General features: G+C 61.8%; 18 protein-coding genes and 1 pseudogene. 11 read left to right on the top strand and 8 right to left on the bottom strand.

Features of this window, described 5'->3' with window-relative positions; all coding sequences use genetic code 11:
- Nucleotides 1-81 precede the first annotated feature (81 nt).
- The 5 genes from NP503_RS01700 to NP503_RS01680 all read left to right on the top strand — a co-directional run bounded on the left by NP503_RS01700 (nucleotide 82) and on the right by NP503_RS01680 (nucleotide 5,660).
- Nucleotides 82-1,176 carry an ABC transporter ATP-binding protein gene (locus NP503_RS01700; protein ID WP_127271533.1) on the top strand — a complete coding sequence of 365 codons (1,095 nt, stop codon included), beginning with the start codon at nucleotides 82-84 and terminating at the stop codon, nucleotides 1,174-1,176.
- Nucleotides 1,173-2,072, top strand: a complete 900-nt coding sequence (locus NP503_RS01695; RefSeq protein ID WP_127271531.1) for an ABC transporter permease — start codon at nucleotides 1,173-1,175, stop codon at nucleotides 2,070-2,072. Before NP503_RS01700 ends, NP503_RS01695 begins: the two co-directional genes overlap by 4 nt.
- A complete protein-coding gene (locus tag NP503_RS01690) occupies nucleotides 2,069-2,857 on the top strand; it encodes an ABC transporter permease (RefSeq protein WP_127271529.1) in 789 nt (262 codons plus the stop codon). Before NP503_RS01695 ends, NP503_RS01690 begins: the two co-directional genes overlap by 4 nt.
- 104 nt (nucleotides 2,858-2,961) lie before the next feature.
- Complete coding sequence (locus NP503_RS01685; protein WP_127271527.1) at nucleotides 2,962-3,993, top strand: extracellular solute-binding protein; 1,032 nt, start codon at nucleotides 2,962-2,964, stop codon at nucleotides 3,991-3,993.
- Nucleotides 3,994-4,049: 56 nt separating this feature from the next.
- A complete protein-coding gene (locus tag NP503_RS01680; RefSeq protein WP_127267082.1) occupies nucleotides 4,050-5,660 on the top strand; it encodes a GMC family oxidoreductase in 1,611 nt (536 codons plus the stop codon).
- Nucleotides 5,661-5,825: 165 nt separating this feature from the next.
- Here NP503_RS01680 and NP503_RS01675 read toward each other — a convergent pair whose 3' ends face one another.
- The gene (locus NP503_RS01675; protein WP_245481055.1) at nucleotides 5,826-6,083 is read right to left on the bottom strand and encodes a hypothetical protein; all 258 of its coding nucleotides are present in this window, start codon (nucleotides 6,081-6,083) and stop codon (nucleotides 5,826-5,828) included.
- A 16-nt stretch (nucleotides 6,084-6,099) separates the two neighbouring features.
- A pseudogene (locus tag NP503_RS01670) lies at nucleotides 6,100-6,282 on the bottom strand (GntR family transcriptional regulator); the annotation flags it as partial.
- A 300-nt stretch (nucleotides 6,283-6,582) separates the two neighbouring features.
- Between NP503_RS01670 and NP503_RS01665 the strand changes: the two are divergent.
- A complete protein-coding gene (locus NP503_RS01665; RefSeq protein ID WP_164748837.1) occupies nucleotides 6,583-6,729 on the top strand; it encodes a hypothetical protein in 147 nt (48 codons plus the stop codon).
- 86 nt (nucleotides 6,730-6,815) lie between these two features.
- Nucleotides 6,816-7,943, top strand: coding sequence for an NAD(P)/FAD-dependent oxidoreductase (locus tag NP503_RS01660; protein ID WP_236382710.1), 1,128 nt, complete (start codon nucleotides 6,816-6,818; stop codon nucleotides 7,941-7,943).
- On the opposite strand, the gene NP503_RS01655 is transcribed toward NP503_RS01660, so the two are convergent.
- The 6 genes from NP503_RS01655 to NP503_RS01630 all read right to left on the bottom strand — a co-directional run bounded on the left by NP503_RS01655 (nucleotide 7,940) and on the right by NP503_RS01630 (nucleotide 14,372).
- Nucleotides 7,940-8,761: a carbohydrate ABC transporter permease gene (locus NP503_RS01655; RefSeq protein WP_127267079.1), complete on the bottom strand. Its 822-nt coding sequence runs from the start codon at nucleotides 8,759-8,761 to the stop codon at nucleotides 7,940-7,942. The two genes, NP503_RS01660 and NP503_RS01655, sit on opposite strands and share 4 nt — an antisense overlap.
- Before the next feature lie 2 nt (nucleotides 8,762-8,763).
- The gene (locus NP503_RS01650) at nucleotides 8,764-9,630 is read right to left on the bottom strand and encodes a carbohydrate ABC transporter permease (protein ID WP_127267078.1); all 867 of its coding nucleotides are present in this window, start codon (nucleotides 9,628-9,630) and stop codon (nucleotides 8,764-8,766) included.
- Nucleotides 9,631-9,686: 56 nt separating this feature from the next.
- Nucleotides 9,687-10,982, bottom strand: a complete 1,296-nt coding sequence (locus NP503_RS01645; RefSeq protein WP_236382706.1) for a sugar ABC transporter substrate-binding protein — start codon at nucleotides 10,980-10,982, stop codon at nucleotides 9,687-9,689.
- Nucleotides 10,983-11,061: 79 nt separating this feature from the next.
- On the bottom strand, nucleotides 11,062-12,576 hold the full coding sequence (locus NP503_RS01640) for a putative N-acetylmannosamine-6-phosphate 2-epimerase (protein WP_236382763.1): 1,515 nt from the start codon (nucleotides 12,574-12,576) through the stop codon (nucleotides 11,062-11,064).
- Between the two features lie 131 nt (nucleotides 12,577-12,707).
- On the bottom strand, nucleotides 12,708-13,457 hold the full coding sequence (locus NP503_RS01635) for a GntR family transcriptional regulator (RefSeq protein ID WP_127267075.1): 750 nt from the start codon (nucleotides 13,455-13,457) through the stop codon (nucleotides 12,708-12,710).
- Between the two features lie 129 nt (nucleotides 13,458-13,586).
- The gene (locus NP503_RS01630) at nucleotides 13,587-14,372 is read right to left on the bottom strand and encodes an IclR family transcriptional regulator (RefSeq protein ID WP_127267085.1); all 786 of its coding nucleotides are present in this window, start codon (nucleotides 14,370-14,372) and stop codon (nucleotides 13,587-13,589) included.
- A gap of 94 nt (nucleotides 14,373-14,466) precedes the next feature.
- On the opposite strand from NP503_RS01630, the gene NP503_RS01625 reads away from it, so the two are divergent.
- From NP503_RS01625 to NP503_RS01610, 4 genes are all read left to right on the top strand, one after another.
- Nucleotides 14,467-15,570, top strand: a complete 1,104-nt coding sequence (locus NP503_RS01625) for a succinylglutamate desuccinylase/aspartoacylase family protein (protein ID WP_236382703.1) — start codon at nucleotides 14,467-14,469, stop codon at nucleotides 15,568-15,570.
- A complete protein-coding gene (locus tag NP503_RS01620) occupies nucleotides 15,560-16,498 on the top strand; it encodes a threonine/serine dehydratase (RefSeq protein WP_127267074.1) in 939 nt (312 codons plus the stop codon). Before NP503_RS01625 ends, NP503_RS01620 begins: the two co-directional genes overlap by 11 nt.
- Nucleotides 16,499-16,656: 158 nt before the next feature.
- Nucleotides 16,657-17,676 carry a sugar ABC transporter substrate-binding protein gene (locus NP503_RS01615; RefSeq protein ID WP_013530435.1) on the top strand — a complete coding sequence of 340 codons (1,020 nt, stop codon included), beginning with the start codon at nucleotides 16,657-16,659 and terminating at the stop codon, nucleotides 17,674-17,676.
- A 116-nt stretch (nucleotides 17,677-17,792) separates the two neighbouring features.
- Nucleotides 17,793-20,336, top strand: a complete 2,544-nt coding sequence (locus NP503_RS01610) for an ATP-binding cassette domain-containing protein (protein ID WP_127271525.1) — start codon at nucleotides 17,793-17,795, stop codon at nucleotides 20,334-20,336.
- Nucleotides 20,337-20,345 lie beyond the last annotated feature (9 nt).

Raw genomic sequence — 20,345 nt, 5'->3', positions numbered from 1 at the left:
ACGCCGCGCCCGTTCTCAGTGGCGCGGCGTCGATCACCTTCATCGCCGAGCTCGCAAAAGTCCTGACCGGAGCGCCTGACCATGAATGACGAGGCTGGCCACGGCGCACCTCGAAAGGCCGTCGAGATCAAGGGCGTCTCCAAGGTGTTCGGCACCTATCAGGCGCTGAAGCCTGTTTCCTTCGACATCTACGACAACGAGTTCTTCACGCTGCTCGGCCCGAGCGGCTGCGGCAAGACCACCCTGCTGCGCATGATCGCCGGTTTCGAGCAGCCGACGGCGGGGCAGATTTTCCTGCACGGCTCGGACATACAGGGACTCCCCCCGCATAAGCGGCGGGTCAACACCGTCTTCCAGAGCTACGCCCTGTTTCCGCATATGAGCGTCGAACAGAACATCGGCTTCGGGCTCGAAAACCTCGGCTGGTCAAAGGGCCGCCGCGATAAGCGCGTCGCCGATATGCTTCGTCTCGTCCATATGGAGGCCTTTGCCGGGCGCAAGCCGCAGCAATTGTCGGGCGGCCAGCGCCAGCGCGTCGCGCTCGCCCGCGCCCTGGCGCCGGAACCGGAAGTGCTGCTGCTCGACGAACCGCTCTCCGCACTCGATCTGAAGCTGCGCCAGGCCATGCGCGACGAGCTGCGCATCCTGCAGCGCAAGACCGGCATCACCTTCGTCTTCGTCACCCACGACCAGGAAGAAGCGCTCGACATGTCGGATCGCATCTGCGTTCTCGGCGATGGCGAGATCCAGCAGCTTGGCACACCCGCGGCGATCTACGAGGAGCCGTCGAACCGCTTCGTCGCCGATTTCATCGGCGAGACCAACTTCCTCGATGCTGACGTGATTGCCGTGGACGGCGAGCAGGCAACCGTGAAAACGCAACTCGGCATGACCTTGACGGCCTCTCACAAGAATGCGGTCGCCGGCCAGAAGGCCTTCATCTCGATACGTCCGGAAAAAATCAGCCTGCCCGCGCAGGACAACCCGATCGCTGTCGACGGCACGATCATGAGCACCAATTATCTTGGCGGCTACACATACTATCTCGTTGAAGCGGGCGGAACCAAGCTGCGCATCTCCAAGCGCAACAGCCTCAGCCGCGGCCAGATGTTCGAAATCGGGCAATCGGTAAAAGTTGGCTTTGCCGCCGAATCCGTGCGGATCCTCGGCGCATGAAGGCACGCACAAAAAGTCCCGACTGGAATGTCCTCGGCCTGCTGCCGGCCCATCTCATCATGCTGCTGACGCTGATCATCCCGATCGGCATCATCATCGTGGTGTCGTTCTCGACGCGCGGACCTTACGGCGGGTTCGAATATGTGTTCACCACAGCGCCCTACAAGCAGCTTTTGTTCAACGAAGGCTGGACCGGCGAGATGGAGTTCAATCCGCAATATCTCATCGTTGTTGCCAGAACGCTGGTCCTGTCGGCCGTGACAACATCGATCTGCCTGCTCCTGAGCTTCCCGGTCGCCTATTTCATAGCGCTGCAGCGGCCGGCGATCAAAGTGCTGCTGATCTATCTCGTCACGCTGCCATTCTGGGTTTCGATGATCGTGCGCGTCTATTCCTGGATCATCATCCTTGGCAAGGATGGTGTCGTCGAAAAGACCCTTCGCGGTCTCGGCCTCGTCGACAACATGGACTCGCTGCTGTTCGGCAACACCGCCATGCTGCTCGGTCTCGTCTACAGCTACATTCCGCTGATGATCCTGCCGATCTTCGCCTCGATCGAGAAACTCGACCCTGCGCTCATCGAGGCGTCGCATGATCTCTATGGCAACCGCGTCACCACATTGCGCCGCGTTATCCTGCCCCTCACCCGGCCCGGCATGATCGCCGGCGCGATCCTGGTGTTCGTTCCAAGCCTCGGCGCGGTCCTGGAGCCGACCCTGCTCGGCGGCGGCAAGACCATGATGATGGGCAATCTCATCCAGCTACAGTTCGGTGGCGCCCGCAACTGGCCGCTCGGCGCCGCCATCGCCATCGTGCTGATGGCCGCGGTCATGGTCTTCCTGATTTTCCAGGGTCTGCGCTCGATGCGCACCGAAGGCATGGAGCGTGCGGCATGAACGCGGACGATGATGTCAGGCGCTATCCGGGCTTCGGTCTCTTCAGCGCGATCTTCTTCGCCTATCTCTATTTGCCCATCGCCGTCGTGGTGTTCTACTCTTTCAATGCGAACCGGATCGTCTCCAATTGGGGCGGCTTCTCATTGCACTGGTACGCCACCGCTCTGTCCAACGCCAACCTGATGACAGCGGTGAAGACCTCCCTGCTCGTCGCCACGGTCGCCACAGTCGCCTCGACCCTTGTCGCGTTGATGGCGGCATTGGTGCTGGTGCGCGGCCGCGATGTCCGGTTCCGCCGCATCTCCGAAGCGGTGGTGAACCTGCCGCTGCTCCTGCCCGAAATCGTCGTTGCTGTCGCCGTCCTGATCCTCTTCTCCGAGATCGGGCTCGCCAACGGAATGGTGAAGCTGATGATCGCCCACACCACCTTCTGCATCCCGTTCGCCTTCCTGCCGATACGCGCCCGCCTGCAGGGAATGGACTTCGATCTGGAGGAAGCCGCCCGCGATCTCTATGCAACCGGTTGGGTCGCCTTTCGTCGCGTCACGCTGCCGCTCATCCTGCCGGGTGTGTTCGCCGGCGCCATGCTCGCCTTCGTCATCTCGATGGATGATTTCATCACCAGCAACCTGTTGAATTCCGGCGGCGCCACCACGCTGCCGGTCTACATTTTCTCGCTGATCAAGCAGGGCGTGTCGCCGCAGCTCAACGCAATCTCGACCTTGATCATGATTGTTTCGGTGGTGCTGGCGACCGTGGCCTTCCTGCTTCAGCGACGGCAGTAGCAGCGGCGTAGTTTTTCCTAATCAAGGCGTCGGGCAAATCGAATTTATCGAACCCGGCAGTTTGTTATCGTCGCCCCTGGGAGAACAACAAACAGGGGAATGACATGACGACTAAAATTGCAGCGCTCACCATGGCCGGTGCCATGAGCCTCGCCTTTAGCGTGCCCGCTCTCGCCGAGGGCAGCCTGGCCATCTACGCATGGGCGGATTCCATCTCGCCCGAGATGGTCACGAAATTCGAGAAGGAAACCGGCATAAAGGTCACGGTCGACGCCTTCTCATCCAACGAGGACCTGCTCACCAAGCTGCAGGCCGGCTCGTCGGGCTACGACATCGTCACGCCTTCGCAGCACTTCGTGAAGATCATGATCGATAGCGGGCTGCTTGAGGATTTCGGCGCCAGTTCGATGGCGGCCTACAGCCAAGTCCTGCCGGACTGGCAGAAACCGTGGTGGGATGCGACAGGCAATCATTCGATCCCGCTCGCCTTCGGCAATGCCGGCTACACCGTCAACCGCGACCTCTACAAAGGCCCGGTCGACAGCTGGAAGACCTATTTCGAGCCACCGGCGGAGCTGCGCGGCAAGATCGCCAGCCTGGCGCAGCCCGACGAAGTCATTCCGGCAGCGGAAAACTATCTCGGCATCAAATATTGCAGCGAAGACCCGCAGGAGATGAAGCGCGTGCTCGACCTCTTGCTGGCGCAGAAGCCATTCGTGGCGGCCTATTCCAGCGACAACATCGAAAACCGCATCGGCAGCGGCGAGGTTGCCGCCCATTTCTGGTGGGACGGCAACACCATGAGGCTTCGCCGCAACGACAAGGCCAATGTCGAATACGCGATGCCGAAAGAAGGTCTGGTCGGCTGGCTGGATTCCTATGTCGTGCCGAAGGGCGCGACCAATATCGAGAACGCCAAGAAGTTCATCGATTTCATGACCCAGATCGACAACGCGACGGCGCAGTACAATTATTACGGCCACTCTTCGCCGGTGAAGATCGACGAGAGCAAGGCGCTCTACAACAAGGAGAACGCTCCGGAGCTGTTCCCGACCGTTCCCGTCAAGATGGGCCAGGCCTGCTCGCCGGCGGCGCAGGAACTCGTCACCAAGGTCTGGACGCAGCTTCTGCAATGAGCCGCTCAGCCGGGGCGCGCGCCGCCCCGGCATCTCCATTCTCAAAGGGGCTGGCCATGCAGACCGAAAATCTTGACTACGACTACATCGTCATCGGCGCAGGCTCGGCCGGTTGTGTCCTTGCCAATCGCCTGAGCGCCAACCCGTCCCACAAAGTGTGCCTGATCGAAGCCGGCGGCAGCGACAGCGGCCTGCGGGTCAAGGTGCCTGCCGGCATCCTCTCGCTCTACGGCAATCCGAACTATGACTACTGCTATGTCGGCGTGCCTCAGCCCAACCTCAACGGCCGCAGGATTCCGGTCAATCGCGGCAAGGCGCTGGGCGGCTCCAGTTCCATCAACTCGATGGTCTACATCAGGGGCGCCGCGCAGGACTATGACGAGTGGTCGCGACTCGGCTGCGCAGGCTGGGCATTCAGCGACGTGCTTCCCGTCTTCAAGAAGCTCGAGCGCAACCTGCTTGGCCAGGACCCGCACTACCACGGTACAGGCGGGGAACTGCTGGTCGACAAGCCGCGCGATCCGAATGTGCTGTCGTCGATGTTCGTCAAGGCCGGCAACAATGCCGGTCTTCCGGCCAACAGCGACTTCAATGCCGAAAGCCAGTTCGGCCTCGGCATCTACAATGTCACCCAGGATCGCGGCCAGCGCTTCAGCAGTTTCACCGCCTTCATGCGCCCGGTGCTCGATCGCAAGAATCTCACAATCCTCAGCGAATGCGAAGTGATCGACCTCGATATAGCCGAGGAACGCGCGACAGGGGTACGGGTGCGGTACAAGGGCGAGCAGAAGACGCTGTCGGCCCGCCGCGAAATCGTGCTTTCGGCCGGGGCGATCAATTCACCGAAGATCTTGCTGGCGTCCGGCATCGGCGCAGCCGCCGAGCTGCAGGCGATCGGTATAAAGCCGGTTGTCGATCTGCCGGGCGTGGGCAAGAACCTTCAGGACCATATCGACGGCATGATCACGGTCCGCTCCTCGAGCACGAAGACGCTCGGCCTGTCGCTGCCCAACCTGCCCCGCGTGCTGGCTGCGCCCTTCCGGTATTTTGCCGGCCGCAAGGGCATGCTCACCACCAACTACGTCGAAGCCGGCGGCTTTGCCCGGACGAAGTATGCGAACGGCATTCCCGACATCCAGTTCCATTTCGTGCCCGGCTATCGCAGCCATCGCGGCAGGCTGGTGGAGTACGGCCATGGCTACGCAATGCACACCTGCGTGCTCAGGCCCAAAAGCGTCGGCGAACTCAAACTGTCAGGCCAGGCATCGAACCGGGATGTGCTGATCGATCATCGCTTCTTCTCGAACGACGAGGATGCCAGGGTGTTGGTCGAAGGCATCAAGATCGCGCGTCAAATCTTTGCCGCATCCGAGTTCGACCCGATCAGGGGGACGGAGATGCTGCCGGGCAAGGATGTTCGCAGCGATGACGAGATCCTCGCCTATCTGCGTGCCGAAGCGCTCACCGTCTATCATCCGGTGGGGACGTGCAAGATGGGGACCGATGCGATGGCCGTCGTCGACCCGGCAACGCTCAAGGTGCGCGGCATCAGTGGCTTGCGGGTCGCGGATGCGTCCGTGATGCCGAAGCTGATCGGCGGCAACACCAATGCCCCCAGCATGATGATCGGGCACCGGGCAGCGGAGATGATCCTGGGCCGGGGATAATTTCTGTAGCGCAACTCCAGGAAAGGCGTGCAGCGGCCTTCCTTCAGTAGCCGCGCAAAAACAGTGAGTTGGAGCGGTTCAGTCAATCAAACATTGAACCGGCGCCTTTGCAGCTGGGCTGCGGCGGGCACGCGCCGTCGAATTCAAGCGGCTTGATCGTCCCGCTCATCCGCCTCGCCGTTGATCTCGCGCAGCAGCCTTTCGATGTCGGCCTTCGGGAGACGGTTCGGCGAGTTGGTCGCGCATCAGCCGGCGCAACGTCGAGGTCAGCGCGCCCGGCGTCGCATTGTAGCGCGCCAGCAGTGCCCGCTCGCTGATGATCCCATCCAGGACACCGAGTGCCATGTCGCGCATCACTTTCTCGTCGAGAGAAAGCGACCCCACCTGATCTCGGCGAGCGCCCGGCTGGATCGCTTCGAGCAATCGAGCCGCGGTTGGGCTCGTAAGTTACGACCCCTTCACCCTGCAATTGCACCAGAGCGTGACGCACAGGTGTACGCGAGACGCCAAGGGTCGCCGCGATCTCCGCCTCGTTGATCCGCTCACCGACTTGAATTCGCTCGAAGAACTGAGCCCGAAGCTGATTGCGAATGCGTTCCTGGAGCGGCGAGGCTGCGGTCATACTGACCCTGCATGCGCGCCGCCGGGCCGAGCCGGATCGAAGCCGAACCGCATGCGTATTCCGAAGACATGGACACGACAAACATGGCGCGCCACTACATCGCAACTTGGCTATCGTGGCCTTGGGAGACGCGGTTTACCACCGAAATGAAATCCGCGACCAGCTTGTTCGGCGTACCTCGATAATCGAAGGCGATGACGCATTCCTGCATGGTCAGGTTTATTTGGCAGCCTGATCGTAGCCTTCGTGCTGTCGCTCAATGGCCGGAAATATCTCGTTCTACCCGGCGCCACGCCTACCATGCCATCGGTCGCCTGGGGCGCACTGCGCTATGGTGTCAAGCCGGAGCTCTATGCGCTTTCGTCGATCATCAACATTATGGTATTTGCCGCAATCGCGGTGCTTTATTTCGTTGCACGCTCGGACAGAAAACGGCCGATGGAGTGACATCTCATGCTTGTGGTGCTTTCGGCGGGCCGGAATTCTGGTGAGGCCTGCTTGCACGTCCTGCATTGTGCCCCAGGGGCTGGCGAATGACGATGGGGGTCCCCGACGAGAAAGTCGATTGCATCGTCATCGGCGCCGGCGTCGTCGGTCTGGCGATTGCGCGGCGGCTGGCGCTCGAGGGACGCGAAGTTCTTGTCGTGGAGGCCGAGGACAGCCCCGGGCTGGGCACGTCGAGCCGCAACAGCGAGGTCATCCATGCCGGCATCTACTACCCTAAGGGCAGCCTGAAAGCGCAGCTATGCGTCGAAGGAAAGAACGCGCTTTACCGCTATTGCGAAGCGCGCGGGATTCCGCACCAACGCATCGGCAAGCTGATCGTCGCTACCAGCGACGCGGAATTGCCGATCCTGGAGGGGATCCGGACCAAGGCTGCGGACAATGGTGTTGCGGACCTGGAGATGCTCAGCCGCGCGGATGTGGAACGGCTTGAACCTGAACTGGAGGTTGCCGGCGCGCTTTTGTCCCCAAGCACGGGGATCGTCGACAGCCGCGCGCTGATGCTGGGGCTACAGGGCGATGCCGAGAATGCCGGTGCCACCTTTGCGTTTCGCGCGCCGGTTCTCGGCGGCAACGTCGCCGAAACGGGCTGCGAGCTCCAGTTTGGCGGCGATATGGAAGGCTATCGGATCGCCGCAAATCTGGTCATCAATGCGGCCGGATTGTCAGCCCATCTCGTTGCCCGGAGCCTTGCGGGCGGGCATGGCGGCAAAATCCCAGATGTCACCTACGTCAAAGGCAATTATTTTGCGCTTGGACGCCGCCCGTCCTTCAACCATCTTGTTTATCCGGTTCCGGAACCAGGCGGCCTCGGAGTTCACCTGACGCTGGATATGGCCGGATCGGTTCGTTTCGGGCCGGACGTCGAGCCCGTCGATGAGGTCGGCTACGCGGTCGACCCAACTCGGGCCACACCATTTTACGCGGCCATCCGACGCTACTGGCCGGGGCTGAGGGACGGGGAACTGGAGCCGAGCTATTGCGGGCTGCGGCCTAAAACGAACGGGTTGCAGTTCGGCGATTTCGACATTCTGGCAGATCAGTCCGGACGGCTGATCAGTCTTTTCGGAATCGAGTCACCTGGCCTGACAAGTGCGCTCGCCCTGTCGGATAGGGTTGTCCAACTAGTCAGAACGACGAACTTCGTCTTGCTTTAGCCTTTGACCGCTCCAGCGGTCATGGATCCTGATATCTGCCGATACATCACAAGACCCAGCAAGGCCGGCGGCAAGGCGCCCAGCATCATGACCGCGGAAGCGGTTCCCCATTTTACGCCGCCGCCGCTTGCGGCGAAGAAGAAGGACGCGCCGACCGTCATCGGCACGGCACGGCTGGTTGTCAGCATGAGACCGAAGAGGAACTCGTTCCAGGCAGTGATGAAGCCGAAAATGAAGGTTGTGACGAGCGCCGGTCGGATGACGGGCCGGACGATCATCATCATCACCTGCAAGGAACTTGCGCCATCGACTTTCGCCGCCTCGTCGAGTTCGACCGGTACATCTGAAATCGCGTTCACCAGGATGACGAGCGCAAGAGGCGCGTTGACGATGGTCAGGATGAGCCCGAGCCCGATCTGCGTATCGAGCAGGCCCAGCCACTGATACATCATGTAAAGCGGGATCGCGAAGATGATCAGCGGTACGGCGCGAAGGTTGATGACGATCGGCAGGACCAAGCGCTTTCCCGCCTCGCTACGCGCGATCGCATAGGCAGCCGGGAACGCGAGCACGATCGCAAGGCCGGTTCCGATCAGCGCCGCCACGGTGCTGTTCAGCAGGTAGGCATAGATGTTGAAGCGGCTGGTCTGCGTCAGAACCTCCAGATAGTTGTCGAGCGTCGGTTGGCTGATCCACAAACCGGGGTTCGTCGAAAGCTCGCGCTGGCTTTTGAGCGATGTGATCAGCGTCACGATAATGGGGAAATTCATCGCCAGCACGGCGATGGCAAAAACGATCCAGCGCAGTGCCCTGACCATCGTCAACGCTTCCTGCGGCCGGCAAGCCGGTTAAGGCCGTGGAGAACGATGAACGACGCCAGGAACAGGATAACCGAAGCGGCGACCGCCTTGCCGATAGCCCCTTCCTTGAAGAAGGCCTGATAGATGTAGATCGACAAGGACGTCGTTGAACCGCCAGCGCCACTGCCGGTCAGCGCATAGACATTGTCGAACACCCGGAAACCGTCGATGAAACGGATGAAAAACGCGATGACCAGCGTCGGCTTCATCAACGGCAGGTCGATCCACCGAACGATCTCAAACGGTGATGCGCCATCGAGCGAGGAGGCTTCGCGCACGTCGAGCGGTATGGCCGAATAGGCCATGTAGAAGAGCAGGAAGGCGAAAGGCGTCCATTGCAGCGTCTCCACGACGACAAGGGTGCGGAAGGCATTGTTGATGTCGAGGAAGGCCGGGCTGTCGCCAAACCATTCGAAGAGATAGTAGGGGACGGGGCCCGCGAATTCATGCAGCACCAGCCGGTACATGAGACCGACCATGGCCGGCGCGACCATAAGCGGCAGCATCAACGGCGCCATCAGGACTGGTCGCTTGCTCAGAAGCGGCGCCAGGAAGATGGCAAGGAAAAGGCCGATCAGACATTCCGCTGATGCGGTAAGAATACCGAAGCGCAGAGAGAACCAGGCCGAGCTCCAGAATTCGCGGTCGTTCAACACCGCGACATAGTTGGCGAAACCGCTCAACACCGGACTGCGCAGCGTCTCGAATGTGACGGTCGAAACGGAATAGATCAGATTGACGATCGCCGGAAAGCCGAGGAATAGCAGCAGGAAGCCGACCAGCGGCGTCAGATACATCCTGCCTTCGGCACGTGTCACAAGGGCCATGTCGATCCGCCAAACGCGCCGGACACCGAGCCTCGACCCGGCGTCCGGCAAATGGTTCATTTCTTGAGAAGGACCTGCATGCCCGCCTTGGTGTGGGCGAGCGCATCCTCGAGGCTCTGCTGGCCGGACCAGTAGCCGGTGAACTCCTTTGCCTGCAGCTCATAGACCGGGAGCGCACTCGCGGACGTCGCTCCGGTCATGACATAGCCGTACTTGCTGGCGAATTCGCCGAGCTTGACGAGGTCGGGACGTTCCTTCGCAACCTTGGCCACGACATCGGGAGACAATGCCGGCGAACCGCCGCTGCGCGCATAGAGCAAGGCCGCATCCTCGGTGGCGAGCCACTTCAGGAACTTGACGGCGCCTTCTTTGTTCTTGGCGTTCTTGTTAAGGCCCAAACCAAGGCCGTGGATATGATCGGCGCGTCCGTCGGGACCTGCCGGTGGTGCGACGATCCCGGTCACCTCGGCGACGGCCGGGGATTTTTCGGTGCTGGTCAGATCCGCCGCCGCGGCATTCCACTGCAGCGCCGTCGCGGCCTGGCCGGATGCGAAGGCCGCGTTGGTTTCCGCATATTCGTAGCTCAGCGAATCCTTGGGCGAAGACCCAGCATCATAGAGTTTCTTGTAGAGCTCGAGGGCGGTCTTGTAGGCATCGGAATCCACCGTGACATTGCCGTTCTTGTCCATCCAGTCGCCGCCGTAGGAGCGCGGCAGGGACTGGAAGACCATCATGTTGAACAGCAGGTTCTTCATCTGCAGGACCGTGCCATAACGCACCGGGCTGTCGGGGTTCACCTGCTTGGTGAAATAGAGGGCGGTGGCCGCCCAGTCGTCCCAGGTCCAGCTGTCCGGGTCTTTCGGCTGCAGCGGCTTGCCGAGATATTTCTGGGCGATTTCACCATAGGTCTTCTTGGCGGCGTCATCCCCGATCAAGGCGTCGATGAGATCCTTGCGGTAGTACATGAAGTGCAACGAAAGGTCTGTCGGCACGCCGTATTGCTTGCCGTCGAACTGCATCGTCTTGAGAACGGATTCGCCGAAAACCTTGGCCGCGTCCGCGCCAAGATCGACCGGCTCCATATAGGGCGCGTAGCGACCGAGCGAGTAGGTGGCGACGAGGTTCACGTCGAAGGCACTGGATCCGGCCGCCATGTCAGCCTGCAGCTTGTCGTAAAAGCCTTCCCGGTTGAAGAACAGCAGCTCCACCTTGTCGGCATCGCTGGCCTGCTTGTTGTAGGTTTCCACGGTTGCCCGCAGTGCGGTTTCCTCGGAGCCGCCAGGCCAGCCGAGCACGGTCACGGTTGCGTTGGCAAAGGTCGGCAAAGCCGTCCCCGCAAGGAGGGTGGCCATAAGCGCAAAAGATGTCCTGCTCAATTTCATGATCGTTCCCTTCTTTTTGATGATTTTTGCATGGCATGACCGGGCGCCGTTACCTTGCCCATTCGGCGAGATCGGCAACACCGATGACGCCGGCGTGGCCTCCGAGCTTCGCCGCCACGAGATCGGGGGAAAGGCGCGGCGGGACCTCGCTCAGATGTGCGCGCACCCGGTCGAGATAGCCTTCTGCAAGACCGATGCTGCCACCGATGACGATCGATTTCGGATCGAACATCATCTGAATGTCCCGGCACAGCGCCGCGACCCGCGAGGCGCTTCGCGAGACGATGGCGCCGGCCCAGTCCTCGCCCTTCAGCGCGTGTCCGAACACATCGGCGGCGTCCGCCTTGGAACCGGCCTTGAGGGCCTCCGAAGCGATCCAGCGGCCGGACGTGCTGTCTTCGAGCGGAGCCCGGTCTTCAGACAGACCACGGATCAGACCGAAGTGACCGGCTAGACCGGACAGCAATCGGCCGTTGTAAACGATGCCGCCGCCAATTCCGGTCGAGATGGTCAAAAAGACGATGTCGCGACCTTGCCCGGCGCCGAATTTGTATTCCCCCCAGGCAGCCGCCTGGGCATCGTTGAACGCACAGACCGGTTTGCCGAAAACAGCGGATGCCCTTTCGACCAGCGGGTAGTCATCGGGAATGCCAAGGGTTGCCGGATTCAATGCCGACCAGCGTCCATCCTGCACCAGTCCGGTCACCGCAATGCCGATGCGGCTGAAGCGGCTCGACCAGGCTGACGTGCTTTGCGCGAGGGATGCCAGCCAGGCGTCGGGTCCAGCCTCTCGCGCGGTCCGCACGATCTTGTCCTCGATCACCGTGCCATCGCTGACCAGCGCGGCCATGGTCTTGGTTCCCCCGATGTCGATGCCTAGGACGGATGGGCCCAGGACGGATGGGCCCAGAACGGTTGGGCCCAGGACACTTGTGCCAAGGGCGGTTTGCGCGCCCCTCGCCGCATAGGCGTCGGAAAGCGCCTGGTGGAACCATGAGGTGACGTGCTCGGTACGGGTGATCGCCGAGCCGACAACCACGGCACAGGCGCCGGCGCGCGCGGCGGCAGCCGCCTGCTCAGGCGACCGGATACGCCCTTCGGCAATGACGTAGGGGGTCAGGGTTCGCATTTCAGCGATGAGGGCGATATCCGGATCCTGCGGCTCCGGCCCGCCGACATAGCCGGAAAGCGTCGTGCCGACGAAATCGACACCCGCGGCAAGGGCCCGGCGCGCATCGTCAAGGCAAGAGCAATCGGCCATGGTCAGCTTGTTCCTGGCCTTGACGGCTTTCACAAGCGCTTCGACAGGAACGGGACGGACACGCTCCGTCGCATCGAAAGCGATGATATCGGCGCCCGCCTCGGCCAGGGCCTCGACATCGGCCAGATAGGGTGTGATGCGCACCGGGCTGTCGGTGAGATCGCGCTTGACGATACCGATGATCGGCACGCGGACGGTCAGGCGGGCGGCCGCGACATAGGGCACGGATTCGATGCGCAGGGCCTTGGCTCCGGCTTCAACAGCGGCCCTGGCAAAGCCCGTCACGAATTGCGCACTGTCCATCGGGCCGCCGGGAACCGGCTGGCAGGACACGATGAGACTGTTGGCAATGTCTTCCCGCTGCACGTCGGCACTCCCTTGTCGCCATCACGATAAATGGAAAATACCAGATTACAACCAGTTCATAACTGGTATTATCTTTGCAGCTCGAAGACGAAATCGTAGACGTCTCCTTTGTAGCGTGTCTCGCAGTATTCCACGATCTGTCCGTCGGCGAGAAAGCAGCGGCGCTCGGTCATCAGCAGCGGTGCGCCCGCGTCACAATGAAGGTGCTTTGCATCCTCCAGCGATGCGCCGCGCGAGCGCATGCGCTGGATTGCCCTCTGAGGCAGGAAGCCGCGTGCATCAAGCGCTTCATAAAGGGAATCCTGAACCATCCCGGGCGAAGGAAGGAAGCGAACCGGCACGGCCGAGACCTCGACGGCGATCGGCGCGCCATCGGCTGTCCGCACACGACGCATGCGAACCACATTGGTATTGCCTGCAATACCCAAGGCCATCATTTCGGCCGGGGATGGGCGGCTTATCTGCTTGGAAAGCCATAGACATCCAGGCTTCAGGCCGCGCGCCAGAATGTCCTCCGAAAAGCTCGTCAGCGTCGAAAGCGATTTTTCGACCCGCGACCCGATCTCGGTTTTGGAACCATGCCGGCGATTGAGCTGCCCTTCCTCTTCGAGCAGCGCCAGGGCCTTTCTCACAGTGACTCGCGAGATCGACAGGGCTTCCGCCAGAACCCGCTCGCCTGGCAGAACCGCGCCGGCTTTCAACGCGTTGGAGCGGATCGCCGCCTCGATCGCCGATTTCAACCGTCTGTAAAGCGGCACATCGGACGCTGTCGCTTCCATTTCCCGACTGACAAGCCCGATCAGGTTCACGGTTGTCATTGCCCTTCCTCCCGCGCGAGAAGCACCCAGGATCAAAACATTCCTGACTGGACCTATACTGGTATTATCAATCCGGTGCAAACGGCCAGCGGACGGTGCTTCGCCGCGCCCTCAGCGCATCACGATCCCTTAGCGAACCCTCGGTGACAGCTTCATGGAGATGCGATCGCAGGCAGCCCGCAGGACCTCCAGAGTATAGGCATGGCGGCTTTCACGCGTATGGCGATTGATATAGGCGACGATGATGGAGGCGACGGCACTGCCGTCCGGCCCGATGACCGGACAGCAGATATCGGTGATGCCGACGAAGTCGCGGCTCTCGCGCATCCAGTAGCCGTCCGCGCGGATGGTACGAAGCTGCTTTTCCAGCGCGTCACGATCCAGCGGCGCCGGTGAATGCGCCGCACATTCATCGATCATCCGCGCTGCGACCTTTGGTGACTGGAAGGCAAGTATCACATGGCCGGAGGTCGCGTCGGTGGCCAGGCGGCCGTAGCCGAGGCGCAGCGTGAACGCCATGTCCTCGCCGCCGGGAGCGGCCGCGGTCACGACGGTCAAGCCATGATTGAAGACGACCAGGTGCGGCGACTGATTTGAGTCCCCGGCAATCTGCGTCAGCTCGGGCATGGCGGCGGACATGAGATCCTGAGCGCTCGGCGTGTGCAGCCCCAGCTTGAAAAGCTTGTCGGTCAACGAATAGGCGTCGGTCTCGGCGTTGCGCTCGATATATTGACGCTCCTGCAGCGCGATCAGCATCCGGAAAATCTCATTCTTCGAACGGCCGAGGCCTTCCGCGATCTCCTTCATCGTCAAGGGCGCCCGCGCCTCCGCCAGCAGTTCCAGGACATCCAGACCCTTGGTCAGCGCCGGGGCCGAATAGGTCGGTTTGCCACTCTCTTTTGCGTCATCTGCCATTCGAAGAATCCCCGGTGGTCCCGCACGATAGAGACAAGAAATCGGAATTGCCATTGGTTTTATATCCAAACTTGACACCATATATAAAACTGACATGATGACGGGGACAATGAATTTCGAGGCCGACCCGATGACCGTCCAGAGACCTGCAAACACTGTCCGCGCGACCATCATTCCCCGGAACAACAGTGTTTACACGTCCGTCGATTTCGATCGCGAGGGCAAGCAGATGGGCTTCTTCCATGTGCCCCAATCGCCGCACGACGATGCCTGGGGCACGGTCCGCGTTCCGCTCGCCGTCATCAAGAACGGTGACGGTCCGACGGTCCTGATCGAGGGTGGCAACCACGGCGACGAATATGAGGGGCCGATCGCGCTCGGCGAGCTTCTGCGCGAGATCGATCCACGGGATATTGCCGGACGCATCATTGCGATTCCGGCCATCAACATTCGGGCCGTCGAGGCCGGCACCCGCACCTCCCCGGTCGACGGGTTGAATTTCAACCGCAGTTTTCCGGGCGATTTCAACGGCACGCTGACAAGCCAGATCGCGGCCTATGTGCATGACATCCTGTTTCCGAAGGCCGACTACTTCCTGGATCTCCATTCCGGCGGTTCGTCCCTGATGATCCTGCCGAGCGCGATCATCGAGCCCTCCCCGACCGCGCAGGGGCATCGCAAGAACATCAAGGCGACGCTCGCCTTCGGGGCACCGACCGTTGTCATGGTCGACAATCTCGGTGAAACCCGGACCTCGACCGCGTCCGCCAACCACCAGGGACTGATCGTCATCGGCAGCGAGATGGCCGGCGGCGGCCTTGTCAGTCCGGATGCGCTGGCCATCTGCCGCAGGGGCATCCGCAATGTGCTGAAACATGCAGGTGTCCTGAAAGGCGCGCCTGACATCGCCCCTGGCGCCAACGCGCGCGTGCTCAAGGTTCCCGGAAGCGAAGGTTATCTGCTTTCCGAGGAGGACGGTGTCTTCGAACCCTTGAGCCCGCTCGGCAGTGCCGTCAGCAAAGGCGACCTTGCCGGACGCATTCACTTCCTCCACACGCCGTCACGCGCGCCCATCGATCTCCTTCACCCCATCGACGGCATCGTTTTCGCCAAGCGTCAGCCCGGCCGCGTGCGTCCGGGGAATTGCTGCTTCGTGCTTGCCAACGAATATCCGGAGGCACTGACCGATGAGCCATGAGGACATCATGGCGGCTGCCCGGCGCATTGCCCCCTTCATACGGCGCACCCCGGTCGTCAAGCTCGACCATGCCACGGGCGCAAACCTTCAAAATGATGTCTATTTGAAACTGGAATGCCTCCAGGTGAGCGGCTCCTTCAAGATCAGGGGCGCCACGAACCGGGTTAAAACGCTCGAGCCAAGCCGGATCGAAAACGGACTGATCGCCGCATCCGGTGGCAATCACGGCCTGGCCACCGCCTATGTGGCTGCCCGGGCCGGCGTTCCCGCCACCATTTACCTGCCGAACAATGCAAGCCCGCTGAAGGCGGAAAAGCTTCGCAAATGGGGGGCTGACGTTCGCTTCGAAGGCAATGTCTGGGATGAAGCGCATGAGGCTGCATCGGCCGAGGCAAAGGCGTGCGGCGCCTTCTACATGCATCCCTTCGCCGATGCGCAGATCGTGTCCGGTCAGGGAACCGTGGCGCTGGAGATGGTCGATCAGATTCCCGATGCCGACATCTACATCGTGGCGATCGGCGGTGGCGGGCTCATCAGCGGCATGTCCGAAGTCCTGAAGCACGTCAAACCCGAAGCCAGGATCATCGGTGTCGAGCCGACCGGTTCACCGACCCTTCACGCCTCCCTGGCTGCCGGCCGTGTGGTTCGCTTGCCCGAGATAACGACGAAGGTGGCGACCATGGCCTGCGGCCGCACGGACGAAAGCATCTACGAGATCGTCGCCAAGCACGTCGACGACATTGTCCTTGTCGAGGATGCGGACATGCAGAAGGCCGCTGAATTGCTCTGGTTCGAATTCGGCATCGCCGCCGACCTCAGCGGCGCGGCATCGCTGGCCGCCTTGATGAGCGGCGCTTTCAAGCCACCGCGCGGCGCCCGCATCGCCGGGCTTGTCTGTGGCGCCGGTGTCGAGGGCCTGAATGGCTGAGGTTGAGCAAGGCCGGTCCACGCAGACGCGGCCCTGACATGAATACGGCACGAGTGCCGCGAAATACCGCCGGAATGCCTGTCACTGGGACGGTCGTCGTGCGGGACATGAAAAAGAGGCGAAGAATCGTCCTGTCGCAACAAGAGGAGAACTGAAACATGCGCATTTCCCTGAAAGCATCCATTGCTCTGCTCGCACTCGCCATCGCGACGCCCTCGCTTGCCGCGGAAAAGGTTTTGGGGCTTGCGGCAATCGACCTGCAGAACTCCTTCTTCGTCCGCATGAAGGAAGCGGGCGACGTGGCTGCCGCCGACTATGGGGTGAAATCCACTTGGCAGAGCGCCGAGGGCAGTCTGGAAAAACAGGTCAGCATCATCGAGAATTTCATCAATCAGGGCGTCAGCGCGATCCTGATCGATCCGATCGACAAGAACGCGGTCATTCCGGTCATCCAGAAAGCCACCGCCGCCGGCATTCCGGTGATCACCATGGGCAACAAGGTCGAGGCCGGCTCGAACTATTCGACGCTCTATCCGGACTACGACAACATGTCGATGGTTGCCCGCGCGCTCGGCAAGTCGCTTGGCGGCAAGGGCGAAGTCGCCCTGCTTGTCGGTTCGCGTGGCAACTTCGTGTCCGACACGCGCGAAAAAGGCTTTGTCGAAACCCTGAAAAAGGAGTTTCCGGACATCAAGGTTGTCGGCATCGAGCCGACCGGCTGGGACGCAGCCAAGGCAACCAATGCCGCCCAGACCTGGCTCACCACCTATCCGGATCTGAAGGCCATCGGCTGCATCTCCGACAGCCTTTGCCTGGCCGCCGATTCCGTTGCCAGCTCGATGGGAACCCAGTTGCTCTACGGCGGCTATGACGGCGACGCCGAGATGAAGCCGCTGATCGACGACGGCAAGATGGTGATGGACGTGCTGACCGGCGCCTATCGTGTCGGCTACTGGAACATCGCCGTTGCCGCTCGTCTGGCCAACGGCGAAAAGCTGCCGCAGGATCTCTACATGCCGACCTATTTCGTGACCTCGGATGCGACGGCCGCGAAGCTCAAGGCGGATGGCCTCACCTTCGAATACATCAACACCGACAAAGAGGCGGTGGAAGCCAAGAACTATACCGAGCAACTCGGTCCCAAGGTTCCGGCGACCGCCATGACCCTGGCAAAGTAACAGCCTAAAAGCGGCTCAAGCGCCGGATGACGTATCATCCGGCGTCCCCTTTTCCTGACGATCGCCGTCGCCGCTCCGTGGTGACCGCGCATGATGCTCGATAAGAGGACCGACCCATGTTCCAGTCCTGGACCTCTCCGTTACTGCGGCGCAACGAACCGGTTCTCATCGCGGTGCTACTGGTCGCCATCGCCGTCTTCGGCTGGATCGATCCGCGTTTTCTGTCGACCGGCAATCTTGTCAGCATCGCGCAGCAGAGTGCGGTCATCGCCCTCATCTCCTTTGCCATGACGGCCGTGATCATCGCGCGCGGCATTGATATTTCCGTCGGCAGCAATCTTGCCTGCTCCGGCATCGCAGCGGGTCTTGCCTACACGGCAACCGGCTCGGCGAGCTTGAGCCTTCTCGCCGCGATCGGTGGCGGTGCCGCAATCGGTCTGCTCAATGGAACGCTGATCGGCTTTGCCGGCATCTCCCCATTCATCGCAACGCTCGCCACCATGGCGTTTGCGCGCGGCCTGGCGCTCAGCCTCTCCGGCGCATCCAGCATCGCGATCGCCGATCCGGTCCTGCTTTTCGCGGGACGCGAGACGATCGGCCTCCTGCCGGTCTCCGTCATCATCGCCGCCATCTGCCTGGGCCTCTGGTGGTTCGTGCTCAATCGCACGGTGTACGGGCGCTGGATCTATGCGGTCGGCGGCAATGCGGGCGCGGCGCGGGCCTCACTGGTTCCCGTCGACCTCGTGCGCATTTCCGTCTATCTGATTGCCGGCGCAACGGCCGGGCTCGGCGCGATACTCACCATCGGCCGCCTTGGTTCGGCACAGCCGCTTGCCGGCACCGGGCTCGAATTTACAGCCATTACAGCCGCGATCATCGGCGGCACGAAACTGTCCGGCGGCCAGGGCTCCATCTGGGGAACGGCGATCGGGGCGCTGCTGCTGGGCGTCATCAACACCGGCCTGTCCTTCCTGCAGGTGCCGCAGATCCTGATCTATTTCGTGACCGCGAGCCTCATTCTGGTGGCAGTTCTCACCAGCCAGCCGGAGAGTGTCGCCGCCCTGTTCAAGACCGGTGGCCGCAAGTCCACCCCGTCGCCCCGCAACATCGCCGCAACACCGGTCGGCAAACACAGCATCGCCTTGCGCGGGCTTGGCAAGTCTTTTCCGGGCGTCAAGGCACTCGATGGTGTCAGCTTTGCCGTCTCGGCCGGTGAGGTGGTGGGACTTGCCGGCGAGAACGGGGCCGGGAAATCGACGCTGGTGAAGTGCATTTCCGGTCTGCATCGCCCGGACGAGGGTGAGATCATGATCGACGGCAACGCCGTCCAGTTCCACTCCCCCAGCGACGCCAAGGGCATCAGCGTCATCCATCAGCATTTCAGCCTTTCGCCGGACCTGACGGTGGCCGAGAATCTCTTCATCGGCCGCGAACCGCATACCCGCCTGGGATTTCTCGACCGGGCCCGGATGCGGCGCGATGCGAAATCCATCATGGACGAGCTGTCGCTCGATATCGACATTGGCGCGGAGCTGCGAACGCTTTCCGTCGGGCACCGGCAGATGGTGGAAATTGCCCGTGCCGTTCTGTCCGATGCCTGGTTCTTCATCATGGACGAGCCGACCAGCGCGCTCTCCAACCGCGAGCGCGATCAGCTCTACGACCTGATCGACAGGCTGAGAGCTCGCGGCGCCGGCATCCTCTACATCTCCCACAAGATGGAAGAGATCTTCAGCCAGTGCGACCGCGTCGTCGTTCTGCGTGACGGGCGCTTCATCGGCGAGCGCCAGACCCGCCAGACCAGCGAGGCCGAGATCGTCTCGATGATGGTCGGGCGCGATGTCGGCGACATCTTCCCCTATCTCGAAGCGCAAGTCGGCGAAACCGCGATCGAAATCAGCAACATCTCCGATGGCAAGCTCTTGAAGTCGGCCACGCTCAGCGTGTGCAGGGGCGAAATCGTCGCGCTCGCCGGCCTGATGGGAAGCGGCCGCTCCGAGGTGCTCAGGCTGATTGCCGGCCTCGAGACCATGCATGGCGGCACGCTCAGAATTTTCGGCGGGCAGCAGACCGGCGGCGACACCAAGGCCGCCAATCGCGCCGGCATCGTCTACATACCCGAAGACCGGCACCTGGAAGGATTCGTCGGCACGATGTCGATCAGGGACAACCTGTCCCTCGCCTGGATTCGCGACAACAGTCACTTCGGCCTGCTGAGACCTCGCCGCATCCTGGCACTCGCCCGCGATCTCATCGGCTCACTCGGCGTGCGGCCGGCCCAGCCCGACAAAATGACCATCGAGCTTTCGGGCGGCAATCAGCAGAAGGTCGTCATCGGCAAATGGCTTGCCACCAAACCGAAGATCATCCTGCTCGACGAGCCGACACGCGGCGTCGACGTCGGCGCGAAGTCCGAACTCCATCACCTGATCGCAAGATTGAAGGCCGAGGGCGCGGCGATCCTCATGGTGTCGAGCGAGTTGCCCGAGGTTCTCGGCGTTGCCGACCGCATCGTCGTCATGCGCGAAGGCCACTCTGTCGGCACGCTGGCTCGTGGGGCGACGGAAGAAGACGTGATGACGCTGGCCTTCGGTGATCGCACGATCACACCGCCAGCCTGCGCACCCCGGCCAGCATTCAACCTTGCACCATGCCTGTAAGGAGAACCC

Origin of the sequence: Mesorhizobium sp. SEMIA396, from assembly GCF_024518615.1 — a bacterium.
Lineage (GTDB): Bacteria > Pseudomonadota > Alphaproteobacteria > Rhizobiales > Rhizobiaceae > Mesorhizobium.
Note: the sequence above shows the minus strand (reverse complement) of the source record. Positions and strands in the feature narration are given on the sequence as shown.

What these genes read in the sequence shown, in the direction of transcription:
- NP503_RS01700 (WP_127271533.1), top strand. Translation starts at nt 82, where the DNA reads ATGAATGACGAGGCTGGCCACGGCGCACCTCGAAAGGCCGTCGAGATC.
- NP503_RS01695 (WP_127271531.1), top strand. Translation starts at nt 1,173, where the DNA reads ATGAAGGCACGCACAAAAAGTCCCGACTGGAATGTCCTCGGCCTGCTG.
- NP503_RS01690 (WP_127271529.1), top strand. Translation starts at nt 2,069, where the DNA reads ATGAACGCGGACGATGATGTCAGGCGCTATCCGGGCTTCGGTCTCTTC.
- NP503_RS01685 (WP_127271527.1), top strand. Translation starts at nt 2,962, where the DNA reads ATGACGACTAAAATTGCAGCGCTCACCATGGCCGGTGCCATGAGCCTC.
- NP503_RS01680 (WP_127267082.1), top strand. Translation starts at nt 4,050, where the DNA reads ATGCAGACCGAAAATCTTGACTACGACTACATCGTCATCGGCGCAGGC.
- NP503_RS01665 (WP_164748837.1), top strand. Translation starts at nt 6,583, where the DNA reads ATGCCATCGGTCGCCTGGGGCGCACTGCGCTATGGTGTCAAGCCGGAG.
- NP503_RS01660 (WP_236382710.1), top strand. Translation starts at nt 6,816, where the DNA reads ATGACGATGGGGGTCCCCGACGAGAAAGTCGATTGCATCGTCATCGGC.
- NP503_RS01655 (WP_127267079.1), bottom strand. Translation starts at nt 8,761, where the DNA reads ATGGTCAGGGCACTGCGCTGGATCGTTTTTGCCATCGCCGTGCTGGCG.
- NP503_RS01650 (WP_127267078.1), bottom strand. Translation starts at nt 9,630, where the DNA reads ATGGCCCTTGTGACACGTGCCGAAGGCAGGATGTATCTGACGCCGCTG.
- NP503_RS01645 (WP_236382706.1), bottom strand. Translation starts at nt 10,982, where the DNA reads ATGGCCACCCTCCTTGCGGGGACGGCTTTGCCGACCTTTGCCAACGCA.
- NP503_RS01640 (WP_236382763.1), bottom strand. Translation starts at nt 12,576, where the DNA reads ATGGACAGTGCGCAATTCGTGACGGGCTTTGCCAGGGCCGCTGTTGAA.
- NP503_RS01635 (WP_127267075.1), bottom strand. Translation starts at nt 13,457, where the DNA reads ATGACAACCGTGAACCTGATCGGGCTTGTCAGTCGGGAAATGGAAGCG.
- NP503_RS01630 (WP_127267085.1), bottom strand. Translation starts at nt 14,372, where the DNA reads ATGGCAGATGACGCAAAAGAGAGTGGCAAACCGACCTATTCGGCCCCG.
- NP503_RS01625 (WP_236382703.1), top strand. Translation starts at nt 14,467, where the DNA reads ATGATGACGGGGACAATGAATTTCGAGGCCGACCCGATGACCGTCCAG.
- NP503_RS01620 (WP_127267074.1), top strand. Translation starts at nt 15,560, where the DNA reads ATGAGCCATGAGGACATCATGGCGGCTGCCCGGCGCATTGCCCCCTTC.
- NP503_RS01615 (WP_013530435.1), top strand. Translation starts at nt 16,657, where the DNA reads ATGCGCATTTCCCTGAAAGCATCCATTGCTCTGCTCGCACTCGCCATC.
- NP503_RS01610 (WP_127271525.1), top strand. Translation starts at nt 17,793, where the DNA reads ATGTTCCAGTCCTGGACCTCTCCGTTACTGCGGCGCAACGAACCGGTT.